The organism is Streptomyces sp. NPDC107538 (genome assembly GCF_055657445.1).
This window is the reverse complement of the sequence record NZ_JBVKAY010000018.1, coordinates 1-19524: the sequence shown is the minus strand read 5'-3', so window position 1 is coordinate 19524 and position 19524 is coordinate 1. Positions and strand designations below refer to the sequence as shown.

Annotated in this window: 18 protein-coding genes and 1 tRNA gene; 11 read left to right on the top strand and 8 right to left on the bottom strand. The window is 71.6% G+C overall.

All coding sequences use genetic code 11. The features are described 5' to 3' along the window. Positions 1-52: 52 nt before the first annotated feature. Positions 53-709: a TIGR03086 family metal-binding protein gene (locus ACZ7MG_RS38230; RefSeq protein WP_471391728.1), complete on the bottom strand. Its 657-nt coding sequence runs from the start codon at positions 707-709 to the stop codon at positions 53-55. Positions 710-906: 197 nt separating this feature from the next. Here ACZ7MG_RS38230 and ACZ7MG_RS38225 point away from each other — a divergent pair, with 197 nt between their 5' ends. After that, positions 907-2148, top strand: a complete 1242-nt coding sequence (locus ACZ7MG_RS38225) for an MFS transporter (protein WP_471391731.1) — start codon at positions 907-909, stop codon at positions 2146-2148. Positions 2149-2169: 21 nt separating this feature from the next. After that, positions 2170-2778, top strand: coding sequence for a dihydrofolate reductase family protein (locus ACZ7MG_RS38220; RefSeq protein WP_471391734.1), 609 nt, complete (start codon positions 2170-2172; stop codon positions 2776-2778). 26 nt (positions 2779-2804) lie between these two features. On the opposite strand, the gene ACZ7MG_RS38215 is transcribed toward ACZ7MG_RS38220, so the two are convergent. Both ACZ7MG_RS38215 and ACZ7MG_RS38210 read right to left on the bottom strand, forming a co-directional pair. Next, positions 2805-3971: a hypothetical protein gene (locus tag ACZ7MG_RS38215; RefSeq protein WP_471391736.1), complete on the bottom strand. Its 1167-nt coding sequence runs from the start codon at positions 3969-3971 to the stop codon at positions 2805-2807. Continuing rightward, positions 3968-4918: a 5-dehydro-4-deoxyglucarate dehydratase gene (locus ACZ7MG_RS38210; RefSeq protein ID WP_471391739.1), complete on the bottom strand. Its 951-nt coding sequence runs from the start codon at positions 4916-4918 to the stop codon at positions 3968-3970. Before ACZ7MG_RS38210 ends, ACZ7MG_RS38215 begins: the two co-directional genes overlap by 4 nt. A 221-nt stretch (positions 4919-5139) precedes the next feature. Between ACZ7MG_RS38210 and ACZ7MG_RS38205 the strand changes: the two genes are divergently transcribed. The 9 genes from ACZ7MG_RS38205 (at position 5140) to ACZ7MG_RS38165 (ending at position 13799) form a co-directional block, all read left to right on the top strand. Then, positions 5140-5949, top strand: a complete 810-nt coding sequence (locus ACZ7MG_RS38205; RefSeq protein WP_471391742.1) for an NAD-dependent epimerase/dehydratase family protein — start codon at positions 5140-5142, stop codon at positions 5947-5949. Positions 5950-6258: 309 nt separating this feature from the next. Next, complete coding sequence (locus ACZ7MG_RS38200) at positions 6259-7020, top strand: DeoR/GlpR family DNA-binding transcription regulator (RefSeq protein ID WP_471391745.1); 762 nt, start codon at positions 6259-6261, stop codon at positions 7018-7020. 87 nt (positions 7021-7107) lie between these two features. Continuing rightward, on the top strand, positions 7108-8475 hold the full coding sequence (locus ACZ7MG_RS38195) for an ABC transporter substrate-binding protein (protein WP_471391748.1): 1368 nt from the start codon (positions 7108-7110) through the stop codon (positions 8473-8475). Further along, positions 8472-9410 (top strand): carbohydrate ABC transporter permease, encoded by a 939-nt coding sequence (locus tag ACZ7MG_RS38190; RefSeq protein ID WP_471391750.1) that lies wholly within the window; start codon positions 8472-8474, stop codon positions 9408-9410. The genes ACZ7MG_RS38195 and ACZ7MG_RS38190 overlap by 4 nt, the downstream gene beginning before the upstream one ends. Further along, the gene (locus tag ACZ7MG_RS38185) at positions 9407-10243 is read left to right on the top strand and encodes a carbohydrate ABC transporter permease (protein WP_471391753.1); all 837 of its coding nucleotides are present in this window, start codon (positions 9407-9409) and stop codon (positions 10241-10243) included. The genes ACZ7MG_RS38190 and ACZ7MG_RS38185 overlap by 4 nt, the downstream gene beginning before the upstream one ends. Further along, on the top strand, positions 10240-11229 hold the full coding sequence (locus tag ACZ7MG_RS38180) for a zinc-dependent alcohol dehydrogenase family protein (RefSeq protein ID WP_471391756.1): 990 nt from the start codon (positions 10240-10242) through the stop codon (positions 11227-11229). Before ACZ7MG_RS38185 ends, ACZ7MG_RS38180 begins: the two co-directional genes overlap by 4 nt. A 162-nt stretch (positions 11230-11391) precedes the next feature. After that, on the top strand, positions 11392-12180 hold the full coding sequence (locus tag ACZ7MG_RS38175) for a bestrophin-like domain (protein ID WP_471391759.1): 789 nt from the start codon (positions 11392-11394) through the stop codon (positions 12178-12180). A 120-nt stretch (positions 12181-12300) separates the two neighbouring features. Continuing rightward, positions 12301-12522 (top strand): hypothetical protein, encoded by a 222-nt coding sequence (locus tag ACZ7MG_RS38170; RefSeq protein WP_471391762.1) that lies wholly within the window; start codon positions 12301-12303, stop codon positions 12520-12522. 74 nt (positions 12523-12596) lie between these two features. Further along, a complete protein-coding gene (locus tag ACZ7MG_RS38165) occupies positions 12597-13799 on the top strand; it encodes a TerD family protein (RefSeq protein WP_471392095.1) in 1203 nt (400 codons plus the stop codon). 78 nt (positions 13800-13877) lie between these two features. On the opposite strand, the gene ACZ7MG_RS38160 is transcribed toward ACZ7MG_RS38165, so the two are convergent. The 5 genes from ACZ7MG_RS38160 to ACZ7MG_RS38140 form a co-directional block, all read right to left on the bottom strand. Continuing rightward, positions 13878-14897 carry a 1-aminocyclopropane-1-carboxylate deaminase gene (locus tag ACZ7MG_RS38160; RefSeq protein ID WP_471391764.1) on the bottom strand — a complete coding sequence of 340 codons (1020 nt, stop codon included), beginning with the start codon at positions 14895-14897 and terminating at the stop codon, positions 13878-13880. 23 nt (positions 14898-14920) lie between these two features. Beyond that, positions 14921-15661: a GntR family transcriptional regulator gene (locus tag ACZ7MG_RS38155; protein WP_471391767.1), complete on the bottom strand. Its 741-nt coding sequence runs from the start codon at positions 15659-15661 to the stop codon at positions 14921-14923. Between the two features lie 101 nt (positions 15662-15762). Beyond that, a complete protein-coding gene (locus ACZ7MG_RS38150; protein ID WP_471391770.1) occupies positions 15763-17343 on the bottom strand; it encodes a TROVE domain-containing protein in 1581 nt (526 codons plus the stop codon). A gap of 317 nt (positions 17344-17660) precedes the next feature. Further along, positions 17661-17739: transfer RNA gene (locus tag ACZ7MG_RS38145), tRNA-OTHER, on the bottom strand. A 49-nt stretch (positions 17740-17788) separates the two neighbouring features. Beyond that, positions 17789-19270 (bottom strand): alkaline phosphatase PhoX, encoded by a 1482-nt coding sequence (locus ACZ7MG_RS38140; protein ID WP_471391772.1) that lies wholly within the window; start codon positions 19268-19270, stop codon positions 17789-17791. Positions 19271-19524 lie beyond the last annotated feature (254 nt).

Sequence of the window (19524 nt, the reverse complement as noted above, 5' to 3'; positions counted from 1 at the left end):
GGGTTTTGCGTTCTTTCGTGGGTTGCTCACCGGGTTGCTCGCTGGTCAGGCGCTATGGCTTCCACTTCGGATCACGTCCGCTCAAACCGATCACGCGGTCGAGCAGCGGCGCGTCGTCCGGGACGGGGACCACGGGGCCGAAGATCTCGCCGCGCGACGGGTCGTCGGCGGAGGCGGCGAGGAAGGCGTGGGTCGCGGCGAGGGCCGCGGGGTCGGGTTCGTACGTCTGGCCGGTGGCACGGGCGAGGTCCCAGCCGTGCACGACCAGTTCGTCCACCGCGACCGCTCCGGCGATGTCCCCCGGCAGCGGGATGCCACCGGCCCGGGTCTCGCCCGTCCAGGCGGCCGGGTCCTGCCAGGCGCCGGCCAGCTCACCGAACACCCGCGGCAGGTCTTCCCTCCAGCCCGGCCCGATGTCGGGCAGCGCGGCCTGCGGGTTGGTGTCGGTCGAGGGCCCCAGGTCCTTGCGGCCCGCGTCCCGGAAGGCCGCGGCGAGGTGGAGCAGATGCCCCAGGAGGTGGTGCACGGCGTACTCCGGGCAGGGCGTGGGGTCGGAGAGCCGCTCGTCCCCGACGGCCGCGGCGAGCCGGGCGACGATCCGGGTCTGGGGGCCGAGGTCGAGCGGGATCGAGCCGGGGTCGGTCGGCGTCGAACCGGGGTCGGTCGGGGTCGAACCGTGGTCGGTCGGGGTCGAACCGTGGTCGGTCATCGGTGCTGCTCCTTGGAGGCGTCCGGTGGGCGCCGAGGCATCGCCTCGCGCCGAGGTGCTCTGTTGTTCGGTAGACCCTCGGCACCCCGAGAACTCATCGCCCGCCCCGCGCCCACTCCTCCCGGCGACGATGCGTAGGGCATCCGCCCGATCCGTACGACGGGGCCTTAGCGCCACGCTCACCACCCATGACACCCATGACACCCACGGGATCCAAGACACCCACGACATGGGCGGCGGGACGTGTCCTCCGGGACCGCGTCGCGGGCCCGTATCTGGCCGGGGTGGTGGTCTCGGGCCTCGGTTCCAGCGCGATGTGGCTGGTCGCGGGGGTCTGGGCCAAGGACCTCACGGGCTCGGACACCCTGGCGGCGCTGTGCGGGGTCGCCCTGTGGGCCCCGCTCCTCGCCGGCCCCCTCCTGGGCACCCTCGCGGACCGCCCCCACCGCCGCGCCCTCCTCATCACCACCAACCTCGCCCTGGCCGCCCTCCTCCTCACCCTCTTCACGGTCGACACCCCGGGCGACCTCTGGCTCCTCTACGCGGTCCTCCTCGTCTACGGCACGGCGGGCGTCGTCCACGACGCGACGGAGTCGGCGCTCGTCGCCACCGCCGTCGCCCCCACCCTCCTCGGCGACTTCAACGGCCTGCGGATGACGGCGAACGAGAGCACCAAGCTGGTGGCCCCCTTGGCCGGGGCGGGCCTCTACACCGCGTACGGCGGGGCGACGGTGGCGCTGCTGGACGCGGTGACGTTCGTCGCGGCGGCGGGCCTGTACGGACTGGTGCGGACCCGGGAGCGCCGCCCTTTCCCCACCAGCCCCTCCCCCAGTAGCACCCTCCCCACCGGCCGCCCCGCCCCGGGCCTCCGCGCCCGCACGGCGGAGGGCGCCCGTCACCTCCTCACCGACCGGCGCCTGCGCCCCCTGATCCTGGCCGGCGGCACCACCATGCTGCTCTCCGGTGTGAACGGCTCCCTGATCTACGCGGTGGTCGCCTCCCTCGGCCACTCCCCCGCGTACACCGGTCTCCTCTACGTGGCCCAGGGCGCCGGCTCGATCAGCGTCGGCCTGGCCACGGGCCCCCTCCTGCGCCGCCTGGGCGAACTCCGCTTCGCGGCCTGCGGGATCGCCCTGACGGGGTCGGCCATCGCGCTCCGAGCGGTGCCCGACGACACGGTGGCCCTGGTGTGCGGCGCGGCGATCGGCCTCGGCCTCCCCTGCGCACTGATCGCCGCGCTCACGGCACTCCAACGCGAGACCCCGGCCCACCTGCTGGGCCGCGCCACCGCCACCGCGCACACGCTGCTCTTCGCCCCGACGGCGGTGGGCATGGTGATCGGCGCGGCCCTGGTGGAAGCGGTCGCCCTCCCCGTGCTCCTGACGGCGACCGGGACCATGACGCTGCTGACAGCGGCCTGGCTACTGCGGCATCGCTGACAAGTAGGAGACCCTCTCCCCATGGGCAAAGTGATCTGCGACATCACCATCTCGGTCGACGGCTGCTCGGCCGGGCACCACCAGACGGAGGAACGCCCGTTCGGTGACGACGGCGGCGACGGGTCGGGCGGCAGGCTGCACGCCTGGATGTTCGACACGCCGGAGGAGAACCGGGCCGAGATCGCCCGGCTGAGCACGGCCGGGGCCTTCGTCATGGGGCGCAACATGTTCGGCCCGGTGCGCGGCGCCTGGGACCGGCGGTGGAACGGCTGGTGGGGCGACGATCCGCCGTTCCACGCGCCGGTGTTCGTGCTCACCCATCACGCGCGCGAGCCACAGCCGATGGACGGCGGCACCACGTACCACTTCGTCACGCACGGCATCGCCGCCGCGCTGACCCGGGCCCGCGCGGCGGCCGGCGACGGCGATGTCACGGTCCTCGGCGGCGCGACCACCGTCAACCAGTACCTCACCGCCGGTCTGATCGACGAACTGCGCCTGCACATCGCCCCCTTCACCCTCGGCCCCGGCACCCGCCTCTTCGAGGGCGTCCCGCCCCTACGCCTGGAACAGCTGTCCTCACGCGCGGCGAGCCAGGTCACCCATGTGACCTACCGCGTGCTGCGCTGAGCCCGGGCGGTGGCGTACCGCGCGGCTCACCCCACCGCCGTCAGCGCCTCCCGTACCGCCGTCAGGTCCTGGTCCGAGGCCAGGCCCGCGTGGTACAGGCGGAGTTCCGTCGCGCCCAGGTCGGCCGCGCGGGCCGCGTCCTCGGCCAGGGTGACGGGGCTGCCGCCCATGCCGGAGACGATGCCGAAGTTGGCGGCCAGCACGGCGCCCTCGGGGCCGGCCTCCGCGAAGGCGGGCAGCAGGCCGGGGCCGCCCGCGCACGGGACGACGACGCCGTCGGCGACGCCCAGGATGTGTGCGGGGTCGACGCCGGGGTTGGCTCCGCAGTGGTAGGTCACCGGGTCCGCGTGCAGCAGGATCTGGAAGCCCGCGGGCGCGGCGGAGCGTACCGCCGTGACGGCCGTCTCCTGGAGGGAGCGGGCGATCGCGTCGCGCCACACCCGGGTCGCCGTGGCCCGCTCCGCGCCGAGGAGTTTCTCCACGGCCGGCCAGCCCTCGTCGACGGCCTCGCCGCGCCACAACGGCTCCAGCGCGTCGCGGACGGCCGCCGCGAGACCGCCCGGGTCCTGCCCGGCCTCGGCGTAGCCGTCCTGGCAGACCGGGCAGAAGCAGAGCGACATCAGGTACTGCCCGGCGTCCCCGAGTGCGACCCCGGCCGTCTTGTCGTGGGCGTGCAGATGGGAGATGCCGTACCAGCCGAGCGACTCCAGCTCCGTGCCGCGCGCCCCCGGGCGCACCGCCGCCTCCACGGCCAGGTCGACGAGGTACTCACGGGTCGCCGCCTGCGCGACGCACGGCGCCCAGGGATAGCGGTCCCCGTACGCGTTGACCACGGAGGTCGAGGGGTGCTCGGCGCCCAGGCGGGAGTTGTGCGCGAGGACGACCCAGGTGTGCACCTCAAGACCGGCGTGCGCCAGCGCGGTGGCCGCCTCGCCGAACGCGTCACCGGGCGCCCACTGCCCCGCCGGGTACGGCCGCAGCGTACGGCCCTGCCAGCGCGCGCCCGGCGGGTACAGCACGGCCGCGTGCTCGGCGGTGACGATGCGCTGCCGGGGGTGGCGGGGGGTGAGCGCACGGGTCGAGTGGTACGCGGAGGCGAGCGTCACCTGCCCCACGCCCAGCCCCGCGATGCGCTCCGCGGCCGCGGGGTCCCCATTGACGTCCCACGGGTAGACGAACGTCGACGCCTTCACTTGCCCTCCTGGCGCTCTTCCAGCAGCGCGTACCCGCGCTCGATCAACTGGCCCAGCTGCTTGACGTGTTCCTCGGCCGGCTCGTGCAGCGGCGGCCGTACCTCTCCCACGTCCAGCCCCCGTAGCCGTACCCCGGCCTTGACCAGTGACACGGCATAGCCGCGTCCGAGGGCGCGGAGTTCGACGAAGGGGCGGTAGAACCCGTCGAGCAGCCGTTCCACCGTCGCACGGTCACCGGCTTCGAGCGCCCGGTGGAAGGCGAGGGCGATCTCCGGTACGAAGCAGAAGACGGCCGAGGAGTACAGGTCCACGCCGACGGCCCGGTAGGCGGGCTGGGTCAGCTCGGCGGTCGGCAGACCGTTGAAGTAGAGGAAATCATGCGGCACTTCGCCGCGTACCGCGCTGACGATCCGGGTCATCAGGTCGAGGTCGCCGACGCCGTCCTTGAGGCCGACGATCCCTTCCGTGCGGGCCAGTTCGACGACGGTCTCGGGGGTGAGGACCGCGTTGTCGCGCTGGTAGACGACGACGGGGAGGGAGGTCGCCGCGGCCAGTTCCCGGTAGTGGCGCAGCAGCCCTTCCTGGGCCGCGACGACGAGGTAGGGCGGCATGGCGAGGAGGCCGTCGGCGCCGGCCTCCTCGGCGAGACGCGCGTAGCGCACGGCGAGGGCGGTGCCGTAGCCCGCGCCGGCCACCACCGGCACCCGTCCGGCGGTCTCCGTGACGGCCGCGCGGACGCAGCTCTGGAACTCCTCGGGGGTGAGCGCGTGGAACTCACCGGTGCCGCAGCAGACGAAGACCGCGGCGGCCCCGGCCTCGACACCCCGGCGGACGTGCGCGCGGCAGGCGTCGAGATCGACCGCGCCGTCCGGGCCGTAGGCCGTGACGGGGAAGAACAGCGGGCCGCTGGGGATCCGGAGCCGGGCGGCGAGAGGGGCTGACGTCACGGGCGCTCCCAGTCCATGTCACTGATCCATGTTTACATTTCTGAACAGAAGCACGCTAAGGCGCCCCCTCGGGGCCGGTCAAGCCGCGCAACCCGCACCGCACCAGCGATTTCCCGCCGCCGTGTCCCCCTTGACGCACCTGGACCGCACTCCTTAGCGTGTCCATGAATGTGAATGTCGGACGCACATGTGCACGCATGGCGATGCAAGGAGATCCACGGATGCCCGCTCCCCGCACCGTTCTGCTCACCGGCGCCGCCGGTGGCCTCGGCACCCTGATGCGGGAGCTGCTCCCGGCCTACGGCTACGAGCTGCGCCTCCTCGACCTGCAGCCCGTCGAGGGCGCCCCGGACGCGATCACGGCCGACCTCGCCGACCAGGAGGCCCTCCGCGAGGCCGTGCGGGGCGTCGACTCGATCATCCACCTCGCGGGCATCTCCCTGGAAGCCTCCTTCGACAAGATCCTCCGGGCGAACATCGAGGGGACGTACAACCTGTACGAGGCCGCCCGCGCGGAGGGCGTCCCCCGGATCGTCTTCGCCTCCTCCAACCACGCGGTGGGCTTCACCCCCCGTCCGCAGGGCGAGGACCCGCTGATCCCGGTCGACACCCCGCGCCGCCCCGACACCTTCTACGGCCTGTCCAAGTCCTTCGGCGAGGACCTGGCCCAGCTCTACTGGGACAAGCACGGCCTGGAGACGGTCTCCGTACGCATCGGCTCCTGCTTCCCCGAGCCCACCAGCGTCCGCATGCTCTCCCTCTGGATGAGCCCGGCCGACGGCGCCCGCCTCTTCCACGCCGCCCTGACCGCCGAGGACGTCGGCCACACCGTCGTCTACGGCTCCTCCGCCAACACCCGCCTGTGGTGGGACCTCTCCAGCGCCCGCGCCCTCGGCTACGAACCGCGGGACAACTCCGAGCCGTACGCCGAGAAGCTGATCGCCGCGCAGGGCGAACTGGACCCGGACGACGTGGCCCACGCCAACCTGGGCGGCCACTTCGTGAGCGACCCGCCGATCTGGCCGTACTGACGCCCCGGACCCGGGCGGACACCACGGATCCGTACGCCGTGCGGGAAACGAGGGCCGTACGACGTACGAGAAGGAGCGGGCGGGCACCGAACGGGCCCGCCCGCTCCCCTGTTCGGGCACGCCCGCTGCCCGATCCCCCCTCCGCCCCAGGTCCGCGACGGGCCCCCGCGCCGCGAAACGGTCAGGGACGGGCATCATCGGTCGCGCAACAGGCCTGGTCGGCGCCGCGCACCGGCGGTAGAACTTGCACCGAGGCCCCCACCGGGCCCGAACGGGCAGTGCTACGGCGAGGGAGAGCGGGTGTCGGCCATGAGCGCGGAGGAAAGGCAACGCGAGATCGTCCGGGCCGCCCGCCGCACGGGCGCCGTCGACGTCGCCGAACTCGCCGACACGCTGGGCGTCGCCAAGGAGACCGTACGGCGTGATCTGCGCGCCCTGGAGGACCACGGACTGGTCCGCAGGACGCACGGCGGGGCGTATCCCGTGGAGAGCGCCGGGTTCGAGACGACGCTCGCCTTCCGCGCCACCAGCCATGTGCCCGAGAAGCGCCGGATCGCCGCCGCGGCGGCCGACCTGCTCGGCGACGCGGAGACCGTCTTCGTCGACGAGGGCTTCACCCCGCAGCTCATCGCCGAGGCCCTGCCCCGGGACCGGCCGCTGACCGTGGTCACCGCCTCCCTCGCCACCGCCGGCGCGCTCGCCGAGGCCGGCAACACCACCGTGCTGCTGCTCGGCGGCCGGGTGCGCCCCGGCACCCTCGCGACCGTGGACCACTGGACGACGAGGATGCTGGCCGGTTTCGTCATCGACCTGGCGTACATCGGCGCCAACGGCATCACCCGCGAGCACGGCCTCACCACCCCCGACCCGGCCGTCAGCGAGGTCAAGGCCCAGGCGATCCGGGCCTCCCGGCGCACGGTCTTCGCGGGCGTCCACACCAAGTTCGGCGCGGTCAGCTTCTGCCGGTTCGCCGAGGTGGGCGACCTGGACGCGATCGTCACCAGCACCCTGCTCCCCGCCTCGGAGGCCCACCGCTACGCCCTGCGGGGCCCCCAGGTCACCCGGGTCTGACCACAGGACCGACCACTCCCCCAGCCCCACCATGCCGCACCACACCCCTTATCTCCCCCTATCTCCCCATATGTTCAGGAGCGATTCATGCGAATCCCGAGCCGACGGAGGCCGCGCGCACTCGCCGCGGTCGCCGCAGGGACGCTGCTCGCCCCGCTTCTCTCCGGCTGCTGGACCGGGGCGGGCGGGGCGGGATCCGGCGGCGACGCCATCAACGTCCTGATGGTCAACAACCCGCAGATGCAGGAGCTGCAGAAGCTCACGGCCGCGCACTTCACCAAGGAGACCGGCATCAGGGTGAACTTCACCGTGCTGCCGGAGAACGACGTCCGCGACAAGATCAGCCAGGACTTCGCCAACCAGGCCGGCCAGTACGACGTGGCGACGCTGAGCAACTACGAGATACCGATCTACGCCCGCAACGGCTGGCTGGAGGAGCTGGACGGGTACGTCGCGAAGGACCCGGACTTCGACCAGCGGGACATCCTCGAACCCATGCGCCAGTCCCTGACCGGCGACGACGGCAAGCTCTACGGGGAGCCGTTCTACGGCGAGTCGTCCTTCCTGATGTACCGCAAGGACGTCTTCGCCGAGCAGGGCCTCACCATGCCCGAACACCCCACCTGGCAGCAGGTCGCCGACCTCGCCGCGAAGGCCGACGGCGCCGAGGACGGCATGAAGGGCATCTGTCTGCGCGGACTGCCCGGCTGGGGCGAGGTCATGGCCCCCCTCACCACCGTCGTGAACACCTTCGGCGGCACCTGGTTCGACAAGGACTGGAAGGCCCGGCTCGACTCCCCCGAGTTCGAGAAGGCGACCACGTTCTACGTCGACCTCGTGCGCGAGCACGGTGAATCCGGCGCCGCCCAGGCCGGGTTCGCCGAGTGCCTCAACAACATGACCCAGGGCAAGACGGCCATGTGGTACGACGCCACCTCCGCCGCCGGCTCCCTGGAGGCGGCCGACTCCCCGGTGAAGGGCAAGATCGGCTACGCGCCGGCGCCGGTCGAGCGGACCGAGTCCTCCGGCTGGCTCTACACCTGGGCCTGGGGCATCCAGCAGGCCTCCCGCAACCCGGACAAGGCCTGGAAGTTCGTCTCCTGGGCGTCGAGCAAGGAGTACGAGGAACTGGTCGGCGAAGAGATCGGCTGGTCCAACGTACCCGCAGGGAAACGGGAGTCGACGTACGCCAACCCCGACTACCGCGAAGAGGCCGCCGCCTTCCAGGAGATGACCCGTGAGGCCATCGAGGGCGCCCGGCCCACCGACCCCGGGGTGCAGCCGCGCCCCGCGCCCGGCATCCAGTTCGTCGGCATCCCCGAGTTCACCGACCTCGGCACCAAGGTCTCCCTGGAGATCAGCGCGGCCATCGCCGGACGCCAGTCCGTCGCGTCGGCCCTCAAGAAATCGCAGGCGCTCGCCGAGCAGATCTCCGAGGAGTACGAGGGACGATGACCGCGACCACGACAGCGCCGAGGGCGGCGACCCCCGTACGCACCCAGGGCGCACCGAACGCCCGACTGCGCGCCTGGGCCACCCGCGCCCCGCTCCTCCCCGCCCTGATCTTCATGATCGCCGTGACCCAACTCCCGTTCGTGGCCACGCTGGTGATCTCCTTCTTCGACTGGAACTCCCTCTACCCCGACGCCCGCGCCTTCACCGGTCTCGCCAACTACGGCGAGGTCCTCACCGACCCCGACCTGCGCCGCTCGGTGTGGACGACGATCCTGCTGACGGTCGCCGTGGTCCTCGCCAGCCTCGTCCTCGGCCTGGTCCTCGCCCTGCTCCTCGACCGGAGATTCAAGGGCCGGGGCATCGTCCGCACCCTCCTGATCGCCCCCTTCCTGGTGGTCCCGGTCGCGGCGGCCCTGCTCTGGAAACATGTGCTCTACAACCCCGAATACGGCCTGTTCAACGGGTTGTTGCACTACGTGGGCGGCCCCCAGCCCGACTGGATCTCCGAGACCCCGCTGCTCGCGGTCGAGGCCTCGCTGGTGTGGCAGTGGACGCCGTTCATGATGCTGATCCTGCTGGCGGGACTGCAGTCCCGGGACCACCAGCAGATCGAGGCGGCCCGGGTCGACGGGGCGAACGACTGGCAGATCTTCCGCCATCTGACGCTCCCGCATCTGCGCCGCTACCTCGAACTGGGCGCCCTGCTCGGCTCGATCTACATCGTGCAGAACTTCGACGCGGTCTTCACGATCACCTCGGGCGGCCTGGGCACCGCGAACCTGCCGTACACCGTCTACCAGACCTTCTACCAGGCCCACGAGAACGGCCTCGCCTCGGCCGCCGGCGTCCTGGTCGTCATCGGTTCGATCATCATCGCGACGTTCGCGCTGCGCGTGGTCTCGTCGCTGTTCCGCGAGGAGGCGGGCCGGTCATGAGGTCGACTGCCGTGCGCCGCAAGGGACTCGGCCTGGGCCTGGTGGCCTGGCTGCTGGGGATCCTGTTCTTCCTGCCCATCGCCTGGATGGCCCTGACGTCACTGCACTCGGAACCGGACGCCGCAACCAACCCCCCGTCCTGGGCGGCTTCCCTCACCCTCGACGGCTACCGCGAGTTCTTCGGCGTGGACGGCGGGGCCAGCCCCTGGCCGGCCCTGATCAACTCGACGGTGGCGTCCCTGGCTTCGACGCTCCTGGTGTTGCTGCTCGCCTTCCCGGCCGCGTACGCCCTGTCGATCCGCCCGGTGAAGAAGTGGACGGACGTCCTGTTCTTCTTCCTCTCCACCAAGATGCTGCCGGTGGTGGCGGGCCTGCTCCCGATCTACCTCTTCGCGAAGAACACGGGCCTGCTGGACAACATCTGGCTGCTCGTCCTCCTCTACACCTCCATGAACCTGCCGATCGCCGTCTGGATGATGCAGTCCTTCCTGGCGGAGGTCCCGGTCGAGGTGATCGAGGCCGCGCAGCTGGACGGGGCCCGGCTGCCGACGGTCCTCGCGCGCGTGGTCGCCCCGATCTCGGCCCCCGGGATCGCCGCCACCGCCCTCATCTGCTTCATCTTCAGCTGGAACGAGCTGCTGTTCGCCCGTGTGCTGACGGGCGTGGTGGCGGAGACCGCCCCCGTCTTCCTCACCGGCTTCATCACCAGCCAGGGCCTGTTCCTGGCCAAGGTGTGCGCCGCGTCGCTCGTCATCTCCCTGCCGGTGCTCGCCGCGGGGTTCGCCGCCCAGGACAAACTGGTCCAGGGCCTGTCCTTGGGAGCCGTCAAATGAAGGCCGCCGTCATCGAGTCCGTGGGCAAGGCCGTCGTCGCCGAGGTCCCGGACCCGACACCGGGCCCCCGCGAGGTCGTCGTCGAGGTCGCCGCGTGCGGTCTGTGCGGCACCGATCTGCACATCCTCCAGGGCGAGTTCGCGCCCACGCTGCCGATCGTGCCCGGCCACGAGTTCGCGGGCGAGGTGGTGGGGGTGGGCACCCGGGTCACGGAACTGGCGGTCGGCGACCGGGTGGCCGTCGACCCGTCCCTGTACTGCCACGAGTGCCGGTACTGCCGGACCGGCCACAACAACCTCTGCGCACGCTGGGCCGCGATCGGCGTCACCGTGGCGGGCGGTGCCGCCCAGTACGCGGTCGCGCCGGTCGCCAACTGCGTACGGCTGCCGGAACACGTCCGCACCCAGGACGCGTCGCTGGTGGAACCGCTGTCCTGTGCGGTACGGGGGTACGACGTCCTCCGCTCCCGCCTCGGCGCCCATGTCCTGATCTACGGCTCGGGAACGATGGGCCTGATGATGCTGGAGCTGGCGAAGCGAACGGGCGCGGCCAGTGTGGACGTCGTCGACGTGAACCCCGCGCGGCTGGAGACGGCACGGCGGCTGGGGGTCTCGGGGGCCGCCGCGAACCCCGACGAACTGGAACGCCCCCAGGGCTGGGACCTCGTCGTGGACGCCACGGGCAACGCGGCGGCCATCCAGGACGGGCTGGACCGCGTGGCCAAGGCGGGCACATTCCTCCAGTTCGGGGTCGCCGACTACGCGACGCGGGTGTCGATCGACCCGTACCGCATCTACAACCAGGAGATCACCATCACGGGCTCCATGGCCGTCCTCCACAGTTTCGAGCGAGCGGCGGAACTCTTCGCAGGCGGCGTCCTCGACCCCGAGATCTTCATCAGCGACCGGCTGCCGCTAGAGCGGTACCCGCAGGCGCTGGAGCAGTTCGCGTCGGGGGTGGGGAGGAAGATCGTCGTGGTGCCGTAGGGGTGCCATAGGAGTGCCATAGGGGTGGTGCGGGAGGGCGGGTCGCCGCAGGTCGGGGGCAAGTAGGGGCAGGTGGGGGGCAGGTGGGGGCGGATCACCCGTTCGGCTGATCGACAACTCGATGCCCCACCTGCTCCCGGCCGCCGGTCAAGACTGACGGCCATGGAACTCTGGCTGCTCAACAGCTTCGGCCCGCTCGCCCTGACCGTGTTCATGGCCGGGAGCGTCATCGTCTTCGCGGCCCTGGGCAGCCTGGTCGTCCGCCGCAGGCTCCCGCAGCTCCTGAACGGCGCGCAGAACGACATGGTGGGCGTGCTGCTCGGGATGTACGGCGCCATCTACGGCATCTTCCTGGCCTTCGTGGTCGTCGCCGAGTGGGAGGGCATCGGAGTCGCGGAGACCGTGGTCGCCTCGGAGGCCACGCACTGCGCCGAGATCGTCCGCGACGCCGACGCGTTCCCGGAGCCGGTCCGGCGGGAGGTGACCGAGGCCGTCGGCCTGTACGTCCAGGCCGTGGTGAACGACCAGTGGCCCCGCATGCGCGCCGGCCGGCCCTCCTCCGAGGCCACCGAGCCCGCCATCCGCGCCGTGTACCGGGCCCTGCAGTCCTACGAGCCGACCGCCGAGTCCCAGAAGGTGTACTACGCCCAGGCCGTGGCCCACCTCGACGGAGTGGTCGCGGAGCGGCGTGCCCGCCTGACCCTGGCCCAGTCGTCCCTCCCGACCCTGCTGAAGCTGCTGGTCTACGGGGGCGCGCTGGTGATGATCCCCCTGTCCCTCCTCTACGGCATCCGGAGCTTCAAGGCCCACCTGACCTTCGTCACCCTCATCGCCCTGCTGATCGGGCTGAGCCTGCTGCTCACGATGAGCCTGGACCGCCCCTTCTCCGGCGAACTGAGCGTGTCCCCCGCCCCGTACAAGGAAGGGGCGCTGGCGCGTTTCTGGGAGTGAGAGGAGGGGAGGAGCGCGGGGCGGGGCGGGGCGGGGCGGGGAGCGGCGCGGCGCGGCGCGGCGCGGCGGGCCCGCGAAAACGAGTGGGCCGCGGCCACCCACACGCCTACCATCCGGGACATGCCACGCCCCCAGGGATTCACCTTCACCGAGCACGCCGACGGCACGGTGACGATCGACCATCACGGCCGTGCGGCCACGACGCTGCGCGGGCCGCGGGCCACCCGGTTCCTCGCCGAGGTGGCCGTGGGCGATCCGCAGCTGGTAATGGCCCGCTGGACCGGGAACTACCGGCGGGGCAACGAGCGCACGGCCCGGGAGCACCCCCGCAACCGCCGCTGACCCGAACGGCCGCCCGACGTGCGCTGGTAAGGGAACGGTAAAGCGACCCGGATCGTTCACCGGGCATGACCGCTATGACCCCCGGCTCGAACATCCCGCTGCCCGTCACCCACGTCGCGGTGGACGTCGCCGCACCCGTGCGGCTCGACGTATCGGGCCTGCTGCTCACCGCCGACGGCAAGGTGCGCTCGGACGACGACTTCATCTTCTACAACCAGCCGACCGGGCCGGGCGTGACCTACCGCTCCGGCGGCGGTGCGGCGCCCGACTCGATCACGGTGGACACCACGGCCGTCCCGCCGGGCATCGAGAAGATCGTCGTCACGGCGAGCCCGGACGCGGCGGGCCAGACCTTCCAGGGCATCGAGCCGACGGCGACGATCCGCAACGCGGCGGACGGCTCGGTGATCTCCTCGTTCACCCCGCCGCGGCTGGGCCCGGAGACGGCCCTGGTGATCGTGGAGATCTATCTGCGCAACGGCGCGTGGAAGGCCCGCGCGGTGGGCCAGGGCTACGCGAACGGCCTCGCGGGCATCGCGACGGACTACGGCGTCTCGGTCGAGGACCCCGCCCCGACCCCCGTGCCGACGCCCGTCCCGACTCCGACCCCGACCCCCGTACGACCCGCTACCCCGCCGACCCCGCAGGTCACGGCACCCCCGGCCCCCTCGGCCCCTCCCGCTTCCGCCCCGGGCACCGGCAAGATCAACCTGGACAAGGGCCGCGTCAGCCTCCAGAAGAACCAGACGGTCTCCCTGGTCAAGGGCGGCCGCCCGCTGCTCTCCCAGGTCAAGATGGGCCTCGGCTGGGAGCCGGCGTACCGGGGCAAGGACATCGACCTGGACGCGTCGGTCATCGCGTACGGCCCGCAGCGCAACCACATCGACAGCTGCTACTTCGGCAAGCTCTCCATCGTGAACGGCGCGATCAAGCACTCGGGTGACAACCTCACGGGTGAGGGCGGGGGCGACGACGAGGTGATCGTGGTCGACCTCGGCCGGCTCCCCCAGGAGGTCACCGGCCTGGTCTTCACCGTCAACTCCTTCTCCGGCCAGAAGTTCACCGAGGTCGCCAAGGCCTACTGCCGCCTCATCGATGCCGCGAGCGGCGAGGAACTCGTCCGCTTCGACCTCACCAACGCCGAGGCCCAGACCGGCGTCATGATGGCCAAACTGATCAAGCAGTTCTCCGGCGAGTGGGAGATGACCGCGATGGGCGACTTCGTGAAGTCCCGCACGGTCAGGGGGATGGTGAAGCCGGCGGCGCAGGCACTCTGACCACACGGGCACGGGCGGGTGCGGACCTCCGCACCCGCCCGGCCCTGGTCGATCAGCCCCGGAACACCGCGCCCGGTGTCACTGGATGACCCCGCTGTACGCGTTCAGCGCGGGCTGGCCGCCGAGGTGGGCGTACAGGACTGTGGAGTCGGGGCTGATCTCGCCGCGTTCGATCAGGTCGATCATGCCGGCCATGGACTTGCCCTCGTAGACGGGGTCGGTGACCATGCCCTCGGTGCGTGCGGCGAGTTGCATGGCGACGAGGGTGGCGTCGTCCGGGACGCCGTAGATCCCGGCGTGGTAGCGCTCGTCCAGCTCGACGTCGGCGACGGTCAACTCCCGCTTGAGGCCGATGAGTTGCCCGGTGTTGTGGGCGATGCGGGCGATCTGCTCACGGGTGGTGTCCGGCTTGGCCGAGGCGTCGATGCCGATCACCCGGCGCGGCCGTCCGCCCGCCTCCTCCAGCGCGGCGAAACCGGCGACCATGCCGGCCTGGGTCGAGCCGGTCACCGAGCAGACGACCACCGTGTCGAAGAAGACGTCCAGCTCCCGCTCCTGCTCGGCGACTTCGTACGCCCAGCCGGCGAAGCCGAGGCCGCCGAGGGGGTGGTCGGAGGCGCCGGCCGGGATGGCGTACGGCTTGCCGCCGCCGTCCTCGACCTCGCTGAGCGCCAGCTCCCAGCTCTCCTTGAAACCGATGCCGAAGCCGGCCCGGACGAGCCGTACGTCGGCTCCGGCCAGCCGGCTGATCAGGATGTTGCCGACCTTGTCGTACACGGCGTCCGGCCAGTCGACCCAACTCTCTTGCACGAGGACGCACTTGAGCCCGGCGCGGGCGGCGACCGCGGCGACCTGGCGGGTGTGGTTGGACTGCACGCCGCCGATGGAGACAAGGGTGTCGCAGCCCTGGGCGAGCGCGTCGGCGACCAGGTACTCCAGCTTGCGGGTCTTGTTGCCGCCGTACGCGATACCGGAGTTGCAGTCCTCGCGCTTGGCCCAGACGGAGGCGCCGCCGAGGTGGGCGGTCAGCCGCTCCAGCCGGTGGACCGGGGAGGGCCCGAAGAGGAGCGGGTAGCGCTCGAAGGAAGAAAGGGACACGGGTCCTCCCGGGGTGGAGTGGGTCAGTGGTCCACTGCGGTGGCGTGCTCGCCGACGGCCTCGGCACGAGGCCCCTCGGACTCGTCGGGGTCGGGGTCGGGGTCGGGGTCGTCGGGCTCGGGCTCGTCGACGAGCGCGGCCAGGCCGTGCCAGATCTCCGTCGTGACGCGGACCGCCTCGTCCGTGTCGCCGCCGGCGCAGGCCTCGATGAGCTGGTCGTGCAGTCCGGCCGAGCGGCAGTTGCCGCCTTCGCCGAAGCGGCGTCGTTCCAGGCGGCGGATGAGCGGGGTGTAGCGGGCGATCGTCGCGGCGGCGGCGCGGTTGCCGCTCACCCGGACGAGGACGTCATGGAGTTCGTCGTCGGCGACCAGCGCGGCGTCGACGTCACCCGAGCCGACGGCCGCCGCGAACCGCTCGTTGGCCGAGCGCATCGTCTCGACGTCCGCCGCGAACAGCCGAGGCACGGCGGTCCGGGTGGCCAGCTCGTGCATCGCGCCGACCACGGCCGCGGCGTCCCGCACATCGGCGGCCACGACGGGCGTGACCCGGGTGTAGCTCTGCGGCTTGCTCTCCAGCAGCCCCTCGTCCACCAGCCGCGAGAACGCCTCCCGCACCGGCGCCCGCGACAGCCCCAGCAACTCAGCGAACTCGGCGTCACGCACCACCGCACCGGGCTCGATCTCCCCGGCCACGATGGCGTCCCGGATGGCTTGGTAGGCACGGTCCCTGAGAAGGGTGCGGCCGACCGGTCGTATGGCCTCCATGGACTGAAATGTTAGATGTCAGCACGAGTGCCGAACAAGAGTGTGGCCCGTACCCCCACTGGGATACGGGCCACACTCACCCCCGTCGTTCACTCCGGCCGTCAACCCCGTCCGTGGGCCCACGGCCAGTCGGCGTCCCGGGCCGCCTCCAGCAGAGGCACCATCCGGAAAGCCGCGTCCGAGAGGCCGCCGAAGGTGTGGCGGTTCTGCTTGCCGGCGGGGCCGTGGCCCGCCCGGTAGCCGGCGAGGTTCCAGGTGTAGACCGGCACACCGGCCGGAATCTGCGCGGTCGGGTCGCCGTAGTGGCTGTACGTGGCCTGCTCGTCGGTGACGATCAGTACGCGATCATGCTTGCGGTAGTGGCGGCGGACGGCCTCGGTGGTGTCGGTGCCGCCCAGGTCGCCGAACCGCTCGATGATCTTCAGCACGGACTCGCCGGCGCCGAACCGCACCGCCCGGCTCGTGCTCCCGAACTCGACGAGATCCGCGTCCGCCGCCCGCAGCGCGAGCGCCGTGCCGAAGATCGCCGCCGCGTCCGCGTAGGTGAGCGACGAGCGGTCGGTCAGCCGCGAGCAGAACATCGAGCCCGAGCGGTCGACCAGGACCAGGGTCCGGCCGGGCAGCGCGGGCACGTTGGCCAGCGAGTGGCCGAGCGCCTGCTCCAGCGGGTACGCCCAGCGCAGCGAGGGCGCGTGGCGGTACGCCGACAGATAGCGGAACGGGAACTGCCGCGACCGCGCGACCTCCGCCGGGTCACTGATCCGCGCCGCGACCTGGGCCGCGACCTCGTCGGAGACACCCGCCTGGTCGAAGTTCCGCAGGTTCCTCGTCAAGGCCATGGCACCCATGGACGGGATGACGGCCTCCCACGCCGCCTTGTCCATCGGCCCCTGCAGCCAGCCCGCCAGCGCCTCCCAGGTGATGCCCGCGTCCGCGAGGCGCCGGGCGCCGCCGGCTCCGGTGACGACCTTGCGCCGCTTGGCGGGCCGCAGCTCCATCAGGTCACGGTGGGCCGTGAGCATGGGCAGCGACCGGGGTACGACCGCCGTGTCCGGGTGGTGGCGCCGGTCGAGGGCGTACTGGAACAGGTCCCCCTGCCACGGCTTGTCCGGGTCCGGCGCGGCGTGCACCAGGTTCAGGATGTCGCCGAAGCGGTAGCCCTTGGACGCGGTGTCGTACTTCAGCAGCGACTTGGGGCTGTAGAGGCGTCGTACGGCGTCGGCGACACCGCGCTTCACCGGCTTGGGGAGGTTGCGGCCGTACCGCGAGGTCCAGTAGGCGAGCAGCTCACCGGGCTCGTCGGGACGCCGCAGCACCGAGTCGACGACCTGACGGTTGGTGGGCCCGTCGGTGACGCCCGCGTCGAGCCGTGCCTTCACGTACTCGGCGGCGCCCACGATCGAAGCGGTACGGAGGTTGCCCTCGCCGCGCAGCCAGCCGAGCAGGCCGGCCGTCCACACCGGGTCGGTGACGGCGAGCCGGCGGACGAGCGCGGCGAACCGGTCGTCGCGGTCCTCGCCGCTCTCGTAGAAGGTCTTCTGCGCGACGAAGTTGGCGATCGACAGCAGGAACAGCTCCGAGCGCTCGTCCCGCTCACGACCTCGGCCGCCCTCGTGCGTACGGAGCACACGCCCCGTCGAGGTGGGCTGTGCCTTTCCTGCCTTCGTGTTGAATCGCGCCATGATGAATTCCCCCGAATTCTTCGAGGCGCGGCAGTTGGAAGGTGACCGAGATCGAATTCGGCGGCGGTGCTTATAACTGGCGCGTCTTCCGTTCCGCCACACCGACCCTTGGTCGATGACGGGATTCGAACCCGCATGAGGATTTTCACCCCACCAGTTCCCGAAGTATCCGCTGCCTGCGCACCGGGCACCCACCATCTGCCGCGCCTCCCGAGATCGACGAGCGCACCGGGAGGTGCGTAAAGCTTTGGGTGTCCAGAGATCGAATTCGGCGGAACCGACGTAGGTGCTCTAACCCCTGAGCTACACCGGCGTGTTGGTGCCGGTGGCGGGACTCGAACCCGCGCGCGCCCCATTATGAGTGGAAGTAGGTCCTGCCTTCGCACCTGGACAGGCATCACTCTAGGAGGCGCGCCACGGGACGGGCCATCGAATTAATTACTGCTTACCGCTTCTGCCGCTTCCAGGGGCCCGTGATGGCGAGCAGGATTCCCGGGGTCTGGATATTGGCGTACAGCGTCCTGCCGTCGGGCGAGAAGGTGACGCCGGCGAACTCGCTGTACTCCGGCTCCTCCTCGGTGCCGATGTTCAGGTCGTTGCGGGCGATCGGGTACGTACGGCCGCTGTCGGTGGCGCCGAACAGATGCGAGACGCCCTCGCCGTCCTCGGCGAGGACGATGCCGCCGTACGGGGAGACGGTGATGTTGTCGGGGCCGTCGAGGGCGCCGTCGACGGACGGGTCCGGGTTGACGCCGAGCAGGACCTTCAGGGTGAGGGTGCGGCGCTTGGGGTCGTAGAACCAGACCTGGCCGTCGTGCTGTTCGGGGCTCTCGTCACGGGCGTACGAGGAGACGATGTACGCGCCGCCGTCGCCCCACCACATGCCCTCCAGCTTGCGGGCGCGGGTGATCTCGGTGTCGCTGAACTGCTTGCGCACGGCGACGGACTTGGCGTCACGGTCGGGGACGTCGATCCAGTCGACCCCGTACACCGTGCCGATCCTCGTGGCGCGGGACAGGTCGTCGACGAACCGGCCGCCGGAGTCGTAGCAGCGGGGGGCCTGGAGGACGCCCGCGTCGTCGGCGAGGGTACGGAACTTCCCGGGGCCGTAGCTGAATCCCTTGGGCGGGGTCCAGCGGAAGAAGAGGCCGTTGGGGGCCGCCGCGTCCTCGGTGAGGTAGGCGTGGCCGCGCTTGGGGTCGATGACGACGGCCTCGTGGTCGTAGCGGCCGAAGAACTTCAGCGGCTTCGGGGCGCGGTTGGCCCGGCGGTCGCAGGGGTCGACCTCGAAGACGTAGCCGTGGTCCTTGGTCATGCCGTTGATGCCGGCCCGGTCGGAGTTCTCCTCGCAGGTGAGCCAGGTGTTCCACGGGGTGCTGCCGCCCGCGCAGTTGGTGGAGGTGCCCGCGATGCCGACCCACTCGGCGACGCGTCCGTCGGGCCGGACCTCGACGACCGTGCAGCCGCCGGCCGCGGCGGGGTCGTAGACGAGCCCCTCGGTGAGCGGGACCGGGAACTCCCAGGTGGCCCGGGGGCCCTTCAGCTCGTGGTTGTTGACGAGGAGGGTGGTGCCACGGGGGCCGGGGAAGGCGGCGGTGCCGTCGTGCTTGCCCGGCGTGAACTCGCCCGACTCCAGCTTGGTCTTCCCGCTGTAGGTGATGATCCGGTACTTGAACCCGGCGGGCAGCGCCAGGATGCCGTTGGGGTCGGGCACGAGCGGGCCGTAGCCGACGCCGGCGTGGCGGTCCGCCCCGCGCTCGGTGCCGTCGTCGTCGTGGGCCGCGTGGTCGGTGTCCGTGTCCAGGTCCGTGTCGGTCGACGCGAGGGCGTTGGGCGCGGTGGCGAGGGCGCCTACGCTGCCGGCCAGCGCGACACCGGCTCCGGTGACCGCGGATCGTCTGGCGAAGTCCCTGCGGGTGAGCGGCATGCTGTCTCCTGCGTGGCGGGGGCTGACCGTGGGGGGCGGACCCTGAGTTGTCGCGCCACGGTTGCGCTCCCGCCTGAACGCCGGTTGAACGCGTGGTGGCTCGGGGGTGCCGGGGTTTGGGCGGGTGCGTTGTCGGGTGCGGGTGCGTGGGGGCTGGTCGCGCAGTTCCCCGCGCCCCTGAAGAGCAGGGGCTGCGCCCCGTGCTCTTCGGGCCGAAAAAGCAGGGGCGCAGCCCCGCTTTTTCAGGGGCGCGG

What these genes read in the sequence shown, in the direction of transcription:
- ACZ7MG_RS38230 (WP_471391728.1), bottom strand. Translation starts at nt 709, where the DNA reads ATGACCGACCACGGTTCGACCCCGACCGACCACGGTTCGACCCCGACC.
- ACZ7MG_RS38225 (WP_471391731.1), top strand. Translation starts at nt 907, where the DNA reads ATGACACCCACGGGATCCAAGACACCCACGACATGGGCGGCGGGACGT.
- ACZ7MG_RS38220 (WP_471391734.1), top strand. Translation starts at nt 2,170, where the DNA reads ATGGGCAAAGTGATCTGCGACATCACCATCTCGGTCGACGGCTGCTCG.
- ACZ7MG_RS38205 (WP_471391742.1), top strand. Translation starts at nt 5,140, where the DNA reads ATGCCCGCTCCCCGCACCGTTCTGCTCACCGGCGCCGCCGGTGGCCTC.
- ACZ7MG_RS38200 (WP_471391745.1), top strand. Translation starts at nt 6,259, where the DNA reads ATGAGCGCGGAGGAAAGGCAACGCGAGATCGTCCGGGCCGCCCGCCGC.
- ACZ7MG_RS38195 (WP_471391748.1), top strand. Translation starts at nt 7,108, where the DNA reads ATGCGAATCCCGAGCCGACGGAGGCCGCGCGCACTCGCCGCGGTCGCC.
- ACZ7MG_RS38190 (WP_471391750.1), top strand. Translation starts at nt 8,472, where the DNA reads ATGACCGCGACCACGACAGCGCCGAGGGCGGCGACCCCCGTACGCACC.
- ACZ7MG_RS38185 (WP_471391753.1), top strand. Translation starts at nt 9,407, where the DNA reads ATGAGGTCGACTGCCGTGCGCCGCAAGGGACTCGGCCTGGGCCTGGTG.
- ACZ7MG_RS38180 (WP_471391756.1), top strand. Translation starts at nt 10,240, where the DNA reads ATGAAGGCCGCCGTCATCGAGTCCGTGGGCAAGGCCGTCGTCGCCGAG.
- ACZ7MG_RS38175 (WP_471391759.1), top strand. Translation starts at nt 11,392, where the DNA reads ATGGAACTCTGGCTGCTCAACAGCTTCGGCCCGCTCGCCCTGACCGTG.
- ACZ7MG_RS38170 (WP_471391762.1), top strand. Translation starts at nt 12,301, where the DNA reads ATGCCACGCCCCCAGGGATTCACCTTCACCGAGCACGCCGACGGCACG.
- ACZ7MG_RS38165 (WP_471392095.1), top strand. Translation starts at nt 12,597, where the DNA reads ATGACCCCCGGCTCGAACATCCCGCTGCCCGTCACCCACGTCGCGGTG.
- ACZ7MG_RS38155 (WP_471391767.1), bottom strand. Translation starts at nt 15,661, where the DNA reads ATGGAGGCCATACGACCGGTCGGCCGCACCCTTCTCAGGGACCGTGCC.
- ACZ7MG_RS38150 (WP_471391770.1), bottom strand. Translation starts at nt 17,343, where the DNA reads ATGGCGCGATTCAACACGAAGGCAGGAAAGGCACAGCCCACCTCGACG.
- ACZ7MG_RS38140 (WP_471391772.1), bottom strand. Translation starts at nt 19,270, where the DNA reads ATGCCGCTCACCCGCAGGGACTTCGCCAGACGATCCGCGGTCACCGGA.